The 7,926-nt window shown below is 63.3% G+C and carries 7 protein-coding genes; 3 read left to right on the top strand and 4 right to left on the bottom strand.

Translation table 11 applies throughout. The annotated features are described in order from the left end of the window. A partial coding sequence (locus V6M49_RS10200) for a DUF6541 family protein (RefSeq protein ID WP_332761037.1) occupies positions 1–1,494 on the top strand: 1,494 nt, incomplete at its 5' end. A 106-nt stretch (positions 1,495–1,600) separates the two neighbouring features. Further along, complete coding sequence (gene glmM / locus V6M49_RS10205; protein WP_332761038.1) at positions 1,601–2,962, top strand: phosphoglucosamine mutase; 1,362 nt, start codon at positions 1,601–1,603, stop codon at positions 2,960–2,962. 65 nt (positions 2,963–3,027) lie between these two features. On the opposite strand, the gene mscL is transcribed toward glmM, so the two are convergent. The 4 genes from mscL to coaA form a co-directional block, all read right to left on the bottom strand. Further along, a complete protein-coding gene (gene mscL, locus V6M49_RS10210; protein ID WP_058931754.1) occupies positions 3,028–3,417 on the bottom strand; it encodes a large conductance mechanosensitive channel protein MscL in 390 nt (129 codons plus the stop codon). 80 nt (positions 3,418–3,497) lie between these two features. Next, positions 3,498–4,901, bottom strand: coding sequence for a glycosyltransferase family 87 protein (locus V6M49_RS10215; RefSeq protein WP_332761039.1), 1,404 nt, complete (start codon positions 4,899–4,901; stop codon positions 3,498–3,500). 61 nt (positions 4,902–4,962) lie between these two features. Then, the gene (locus V6M49_RS10220) at positions 4,963–5,832 is read right to left on the bottom strand and encodes a M15 family metallopeptidase (RefSeq protein ID WP_332761040.1); all 870 of its coding nucleotides are present in this window, start codon (positions 5,830–5,832) and stop codon (positions 4,963–4,965) included. Positions 5,833–5,837: 5 nt separating this feature from the next. Then, complete coding sequence (gene coaA, locus V6M49_RS10225) at positions 5,838–6,803, bottom strand: type I pantothenate kinase (protein ID WP_141141188.1); 966 nt, start codon at positions 6,801–6,803, stop codon at positions 5,838–5,840. An 88-nt stretch (positions 6,804–6,891) separates the two neighbouring features. On the opposite strand from coaA, the gene V6M49_RS10230 reads away from it, so the two are divergent. Next, the coding region (locus V6M49_RS10230) for an isomerizing glutamine--fructose-6-phosphate transaminase (protein WP_332761041.1) at positions 6,892–7,926 on the top strand (1,035 nt) is incomplete at its 3' end.

Genomic DNA, 7,926 nt, shown 5'->3' on the forward strand with positions numbered 1-7,926 from the left:
GGAGACGGATCGCCGTTCGCCGTGCGTTCTTTGATGGGCGAATCGTCCGGGCTGTATCCGCAGATATGGCACGCGCTGGCGGCATTGACTACTGAGGCGACGGGCTTGCCCATAATTGAAGCCGCCAATGCCCTTAACCTTGCGATCGTGGCCGTTGCCTGGCCGCTTGGCGTACTACTGTTGGTCCATTTGGTGGTCGGGCCGAAGATTGTTGGGCTGCTCTGTGCGGCCGTTGCTTGCGCCGGGTTCTTCGCCTTCCCGTTCACTGTCATGCAGAGCCAGAAGAGCGATTTCGGTCCGCTCTTTCCCTACATGCTGGGGGTGACCTTGTTGCCGCCGCTCGTCGCAGTGCTGGCGCCAGCATTGAGGTTTGGAAAGATTAGCCCCATGCCCTGGCCATTGGCCGCAACGACGCTGGTCGTGGGGATACCAGGCCTTGTACTCACGCATATGTCAGGTCTAGTGGCTTTTGTTGGCCTGTCTTCGATTTTTGCGGTCATGGCTGCGGGGCGGTCCTTTCGAACCCTCAAGCAACGGCAGTCGGATCTCTTCGGTTACTTGAAGTGGACAGCAGTCTGGATCAGCGCATTCAGTTCCGGTCTAGTCGTCTGGGCTGTGGTGCGCCCTTGGACCACCACCTGGGACCCATTCGACTCACTGCTGGCCGCCGCCGGGAGCGTCCTGTTAAACGCACCAACGCATGGCACTGTCCAATGGGGGTTCGCAGCGTTGACGCTACTCGGAACGGTAGTGCTGGCCCGGAGACGTACTGAATGGTGGTTTCTGGCGTCCTACGCCGGTGCGGTTGTGCTCTACGTCGTGTCCGCAGCGGTTCCAGATCCAATTGTCAGGCAAATCGTAATCGGCGCGTGGTACGGTGATCCGCCTCGCCTAGCTGCGCTCCTGCCCATGTTCTGGGCAGTTCTTGCCGGCGCGGCTGGCGCCTGGATATTCGATAATATCTCCCAGCGCCGGATCCAGTGGATAGTTCCAGTTGGCGTCGCAGCTTTGGCCGCATCCATCATTATCTGGCCCACGAATTCCGAAACGACGCCAGGCCGAGAGCATACGTACGCTCTGGATGACTCCTCGCCGCTGCTGAGCCCCGACGAACTCGAGTTGATGAAGCGGCTGAGTGACCATGTGCCGGTGGACGCTGTTATGGCCAATAATCCGTGGAATGGGAGTTCAACGGCCTATGCAATTGCGGATCGCCGTGTTCTGTTCGCGCATGCGTATACGGGATCCAACAAAGACCGCCTCCTAACGTCGGAGAAACTGAACCAGGCCCGTCCCGAATCCGAGGTTTGCGCGGCAGCAAAGCGTGAGAACGTTCGATTCCTCCTCGATTTCGGCGGCCGCTACATTGATCCGGAACGCAAGGAAGTCAATGACTTCCCAGGCTTGGACGGAGCAGATAGTTCACCAGCGTTCGTCAAAATTGACCAGCAAGGCGTGGCTGTCCTGTATAGATTTGTTGGCTGCGACACTTAGAAGTGCAGCGCACGAAGTAGTAGCGCATAGCAGTGGCCTGGCTGCGGGAGCGTGACGTTTGGACCAACACCGGCCGCCGAGCATCCATCCTCTAGACTTGTCCACGATGTCTAGATTATTTGGAACAGATGGTGTCCGGGGCCTGGCTAACGGCCTGTTGACTGCCGAGCTTGCGATGAACCTGGCCCAGGCGGCCGCCGTCGTGCTTGGTCATGACCGCAGTACCAGTGGCACCCGGCCCCGTGCCGTGGTGGCGCGTGACCCCCGCGCCAGCGGGGAATTCATCGCCGCCGCCGTCGAGGCAGGGCTGTCCAGCTCCGGTATCGACGTCTACGACGCCGGGGTTCTCCCGACGCCGGCCGCGGCCTACCTCGTGGCAGACCTCGACGCCGACTTCGGCGTCATGATCTCGGCCTCCCACAATCCTGCCCCTGATAACGGGATCAAGTTCTTCGCCCGCGGTGGCCAGAAGCTTCCTGATGACGTGGAGAACGCCATCGAGGAGCAGATGGGCAAGGAGCCCCAGCGGCCCGTCGGCAGCGGTGTTGGACGGATCCAGCGCTTCTCCGATGCTGAGGACCGCTACATCGTCCACCTCCTGCAGACGCTCCCGCACCGACTCGACGGCCTGAAGGTAGTCCTGGACTGCGCCCACGGCGCCGCCAGCGGCTGCTCGCCCCAGGTATTCAAGGACGCCGGCGCCGATGTTATCGTGATCGGCGCCGAGCCGGACGGCCACAACATCAATGACGGCGTGGGCTCCACCCATCTCGGTCCGCTCAAAGCCGCCGTGCTGAAGCACGGAGCCGACCTCGGCATCGCCCACGACGGCGACGCCGACCGCTGCCTCGCCGTGGACCACGAAGGCACAGAGGTGGACGGTGACCAGATCATGGCGATCCTGGCCGTCGCCCTCAAAGCCTCAGGCAAGCTCATCGACGACGTCCTGGTGGCCACCGTGATGAGCAACCTCGGCCTCAAGATCGCACTGCGCCAAGCAGGCATCACCATCCGCGAAACAGGTGTCGGGGACCGCTACGTCCTTGAGGAGATGCGCGACGGCGGATACAACCTCGGCGGCGAGCAGTCCGGCCACGTGATCTTCGCTGACTACGCCACCACAGGCGACGGCGTCCTCACCGGGCTCCAGATTGCCGCGCAGGTCGCCCTGACGGGCCGGACGCTCAAGCAGCTCGCCACTGTGATGACCAAGCTCCCGCAGGTACTCATCAACGTCAAGGGCGTTGACCGCACGCGTGTGGCTAGTTCCAACGCGCTGGCGCAGGCCGTGGTCCTGGCCGAAGCCGAGCTGGGCGATAACGGACGTGTCCTGCTCCGCCCTTCAGGCACCGAACCCGTAGTTCGGGTCATGGTGGAAGCAGGGGATGAGGCAACAGCCAACTCCATCGCTGAACGCCTGGCCCAGGTTGTCCGCACCGAGCTCGCGCTCGAGCTGGTCACCGACTGATCCACGACACAACCAAGTGTGGCCCGCCTCCGTCAGGAAGCGGGCCACACCTGTCTGCGGTGAAGTTACGGGGTACGGCTCTGCAGCGAGTCCCGGATTTCGGTCAGCAGGGCGATCTGCGGATCCTCTGCAGCTTCTTCCTTGACCGCCTGGTTGATGCCCAGTTTGCGGTTGCGGAGTTCGATCATGTGGTTCATCGGCATGATAACCACGAAGTAGATGGCAGCGGCCACCAATACGAACGAAATGATGGAGGAAATAACGGATCCATACATGAATCCCTCCCACTGCATTTCCGCAATGCCCTTGGCACTGAACAGGCGGCCGATCAGCGGTGTTAGCAGGCCTTCGACGATTGAGGTCACGACGGCGCCAAAAGCGGCACCCATCACGACGGCGACGGCAAGGTCTACGACATTGCCCTTCATGATGAAATTCTTGAATCCTGTCAACATATGTCCAAGCTAACCCACAATGGTTAACCGCGTATGTCACCGCCGTGAGCACGAGACGCGTGTCGCCAATGTGTGCGGAGCTACTCGCCGGCTTGCTGCCTGTCTGCCTTGACCGGTGGAACGTCCGTCAATGTTGTTCCCTCGGACGGGTTGGAACTGTCAGCGTCCTGCGAGACTACTCCCAAACGTCCAGGCCTGAGCGCGCGCACTGACTCAAGCCAGATGGCGGCCAGCGGTAAAGCCGACCACGGAGCATCAAGGATGGAGAGCGGCCAAGGCTGCGAAAGGGCCGCAACATGGAGGGGAGCGACCATCCACATAAGCGCGAATGCCAGAACCGTAGCCACGCGCAGGAATCGCGTGGGGCGCCGCTCCAGCAGGAATATCACTACTGGAATGAACAGCACGGCATCATACGTTGCCAGGTGGGGTGAGAATGTGACCGTCGTCGCCAAGGTCGCTATCCAAACCGATTGGCCGTCCATGCCTGTGTTCCGGAGTCGCAGGATGGACAACAGGAGGACCGCTGCGCCGATGGGCAGGGACGCTGCAGTCAGGAGCGGCGCTATGCCGGCGCCCCACGCCGGGGGTAGCAACGCTTGAATAAATGATGGAAGCCCCACCATTTTCCATGCTTGGCCTTGTTGCACTTCGGTCATATAAAGGGGGCTAGAAAGGGCGCCTGTCCATTGGCCGAGGCCCTCGAGGCCCACCAGGCCAAGCGAGACACCACTGACGGCAGCGATCACTGCCGAGAAGGCGGCGAGTGCCTTGTAGTTCCGTGTGGCCAGGAGTACCAGAGGTATCACGAGTACCAACTGGGGCTTCGCGAATCCAAGGCCGAGCACCGCGCCAGCCCAGAGCGGATGGCTGGTTTGGAAGAGGCGGATCCCGATCAGCCACAGCAGAAGGACGACAGCGGAATCCTGCCCGCTGCCGAGGAGCTCGAACGTTGGAGGTGCTGCAAGGACAGCAAAGATGACGAGCTTGCGCTTGTGATTCATGAGCTTCGGTGCAAGTGTGGCTAGGCAAAGGATGCACCAAACCAGAAGCGCTGAACTCAAGACCAGCCAGACGAGCCCGCTGACGTTGTAGGGTATAAGGGCCAGCGGCGCATAAAGGAAGGCCACTATGGGCGGCGAAACGAACCAGGACAGGCCTACTGACGTTCCTATGGCTTCACTTTGGACCTGGCTCTGCGTGCGCGGGTCATAGAGGTTTTGGGAGTCGTCCCACAGCAGCCGCCCCCCGGTCCAATGGGCAAGGTAGTCGGGCAGGTAGGCCCCGTGGGCCGCTGGGTCCGTGATGCGGATGATTGTGGCAGCCAATAATCCAAGTGAGCCTGCGATGATCAAGATCAGTGGATAGTTACGCAGGCGATCTGGCGTGATGAGCCGATCCAAACCCCGGCTGAAGCGCCGCTGAGACCGCTGTCCGGCGCTCGACAAACTATTCAAGACCTGCGTTATCGGTTTCCCCGTCATGGACAGCGAGACTACAGGACGACGCTCCCGCGGGACGGCCGGACCGGCAGGTTCGATCTGTTTAGGGATACCCCGGCGCCGCGTCCACCCCGAAGTACTCCTCCACGGTGCTGATGCCCCGGGTCGCCATGTCGGTGGCGGCCTCCACTCCGATGTACCGCAGGTGCCACGGCTCGTAGTAGTAGCCGGTGATCGGGTGGAGCATCCACGGATACCGCACCACGAATCCGAACCGGTGGCCGTTCGCCTTTGCCCACACTGCCGCCGGCTGGTCAGCGAAGCACGGCTGGAAGGCGCACGCCCCGCCGCCGTCGCCGATATCGAACGACCAGCCGGTCTGGTGTTCCGAGTAGCCGGGGCGGGCGCTTGCGGTGTCGGCATCGGCCTGTCCGCGCGCTGCCACATAGCCGTTGTACGTGGTCACCTGCGTGCCGTAGGAGCGGTAACCGCTGGCGAGCGTCATGACCACGCCATCCTGCGAGGCCGCGGCGAACATCGCTTCCGCGGCGGCCGCCGTCGTGCTGTTCAGCAGGGCCGCCTCGCCGGAAACGGCCAGCGTGACGTTGGGCTGGACCAGATCCGCCGGAACGTAGTCCGCCGGCGCCAGCGGACGGTGTTTGTTGACCACCAGCCACGGGCTGGCCGGATCCGTCAGCGAGAACTGGCGGGGCAGCGCTGCCGACGGCGGCACGGGAGCCTGCGGCGGCGGCTCAGCTGCCGCCGTCGTGCCTTCCACTGAAGGGACCGCTACGGCGGTAGGGGACTCGGATCTCACCGCAGGGGCGGGGGAGGACGACGACGGCGCCACCCCGGACCGTGCCTCCGGCGTGCAAGCTGCCAGGACCGTCAGCCCGGCTCCGGCCGCAAGGAAGCGGGCGAAGGAGCGGCGGCTGGCCCCCGAGGGGCCGCCTGCCACGCAGGCGTGGCACACGTGTGTTAAACCTTCCGCAGAAGCATGCGGCGGATGGAGTGGTCCGCGTCTTTGGTCAGCACCAGCTGGGCGCGGCCACGCGTGGGGAGGACGTTTTCCTCCAGGTTGGGCTCGTTGATGCGCTTCCAGATGTCCCGGGCCGTGCTCTCGGCCTCGGTGGGGGAAAGCGTTGCGTAGCGGTGGAAGTAGGACTCCGGCTGCGCGAAGGCGGTGCTCTGGAGCCTGCGGAACCGCTCCACATACCACTCCTCGATGTAGGCGGTCTTGGCGTCCACATAGATGGAGAAGTCGAAGAAATCACTCACGGCCAGGCCCTGCTTGCCGTCGTGGCGCGGGCGGGCCGGGGCCAGCACGTTCAGGCCCTCCACAATCAGCACGTCCGGGCGGCGGACCACCACTTCCTTCTCCGGGACGATGTCGTACGTAACGTGGGAGTACCAGGGCGCCCGGACTTCCTCCGCGCCGCCCTTGACCTCACTCACAAATCGCAGCAGCGCGCGGCGGTCGTAGGACTCGGGGAAGCCCTTGCGTTCCAGCAGCTGGCGGCGCTTGAGCTCGGCCAGGGGATAGAGGAAGCCGTCCGTGGTGACCAGCTCAACATTGGGGGTGCCGGGCCAGCGCCGCAGCATCTCCCGGAGCACGCGGGCGATGGTGGACTTGCCCACGGCCACCGAGCCGGCCACGCCAATGACAAACGGAGTGCGCTGGGTTTGCTCACCCAGGAAGGTGGTGGTGGCCGAATGAAGCTGGCCCGCCGCCTCCACATAAAGGTGCAGCAGCCGGGACAGGGGCAGGTAGACCTCGCGGATCTCCTTCATGTCCAGGGGATCGCCGAGGCCACGCAGACGGACAATGTCCTCTTCGTTAAGGGGCTGCTCCATCTGGGCGGCGAGCCGGGACCAAGTCTGGCGGTCCAGCTCAACGAACGGGGAGACACCCTCACCGTTCGCTTCATTGCGTTGCGAAGTCACTTTAGAGATTCTGCCCCTCGCGCGGCCCAGAGCGAAATGGAGCACCCTAAGTTTAGATCTCAACGCCGCTGCCGATAAGCTGGAGCCCATGTGTGGAATCGTTGGATATGTAGGCCATTCTGCTGACCGTGGGAATTCCGGTCACAGTGCGTTGGATGTAGTCCTTGAAGGATTGCGCCGCCTGGAGTACCGGGGTTACGACTCTGCAGGGGTGGCGGTGATCTCCGAGGGGTCCATCGAGTCCCGGAAGAAGTCCGGCAAGCTAAGCAACCTCCTCGCCGAACTGGAGGAGCGCCCGCTGCCGGCGACGACGACCGGCATCGGCCACACCCGCTGGGCCACGCACGGCGGCCCCACGGACCAGAACGCGCACCCGCACCTGTCCGACGGCGGCAAGCTGGCCCTGATCCACAACGGCATCATCGAAAACTTCGCCGAGCTCAAACGTGAGCTGGCGGCCAAGGGCTACGCGTTCGAGTCCGAGACGGACACCGAGGTCGCCGCTGTGCTGCTGGGCGATATCTTCCGCAACAAGCTCGGTGGTGTGGCTTCCGACGGCGGCCTGACGCTGGCGATGCAGTACGCCTGCCAGCGCCTTGAGGGTGCTTTCACCCTCCTCGCCGTCCACGCGGACCAGCCGGACGTTGTGGTTGCTGCCCGCCGTAACTCACCTTTGGTGGTGGGGCTGGGCGAGGGCGAGAATTTCCTGGGCTCGGACGTGTCCGGGTTCATCGATTACACCCGCCGTGCGGTGGAGCTGGGTCAGGACCAGATTGTCACCATCACTGCTGACACGGTGGAGATCACCGATTTCTATGGCGCCCCGGCCGAGGGCAAGGAATACCACGTTGACTGGGATCCGGAATCGGCGGAAAAGGGCGGTTTCCCGTCCTTCATGGAGAAGGAAATCCATGACCAGCCCGACGCCGTGCTGCAGACCCTGCTGGGCCGCTCGGACGTCAACGGCAAACTGACCCTGGATGAGCTCCGCATTGACCCGCAGCTGCTCAAGAACGTCGACAAGATCATTGTGCTGGCCTGCGGGACGTCTGCGTATGCCGGGCAGGTGGCCAAGTACGCCATCGAGCACTGGTGCCGGATCGCCACTGAGGTGGAGCTCTCC

It is taken from the genome of Pseudarthrobacter sp. (genome assembly GCF_036675385.1).
GTDB lineage: Bacteria > Actinomycetota > Actinomycetes > Actinomycetales > Micrococcaceae > Arthrobacter.

Bases quoted from the DNA above. Each gene is read 5' to 3' on its own strand.
- glmM (WP_332761038.1), top strand. From the start codon at position 1,601: ATGTCTAGATTATTTGGAACAGATGGTGTCCGGGGCCTGGCTAACGGC.
- mscL (WP_058931754.1), bottom strand. From the start codon at position 3,417: ATGTTGACAGGATTCAAGAATTTCATCATGAAGGGCAATGTCGTAGAC.
- V6M49_RS10215 (WP_332761039.1), bottom strand. From the start codon at position 4,901: ATGACGGGGAAACCGATAACGCAGGTCTTGAATAGTTTGTCGAGCGCC.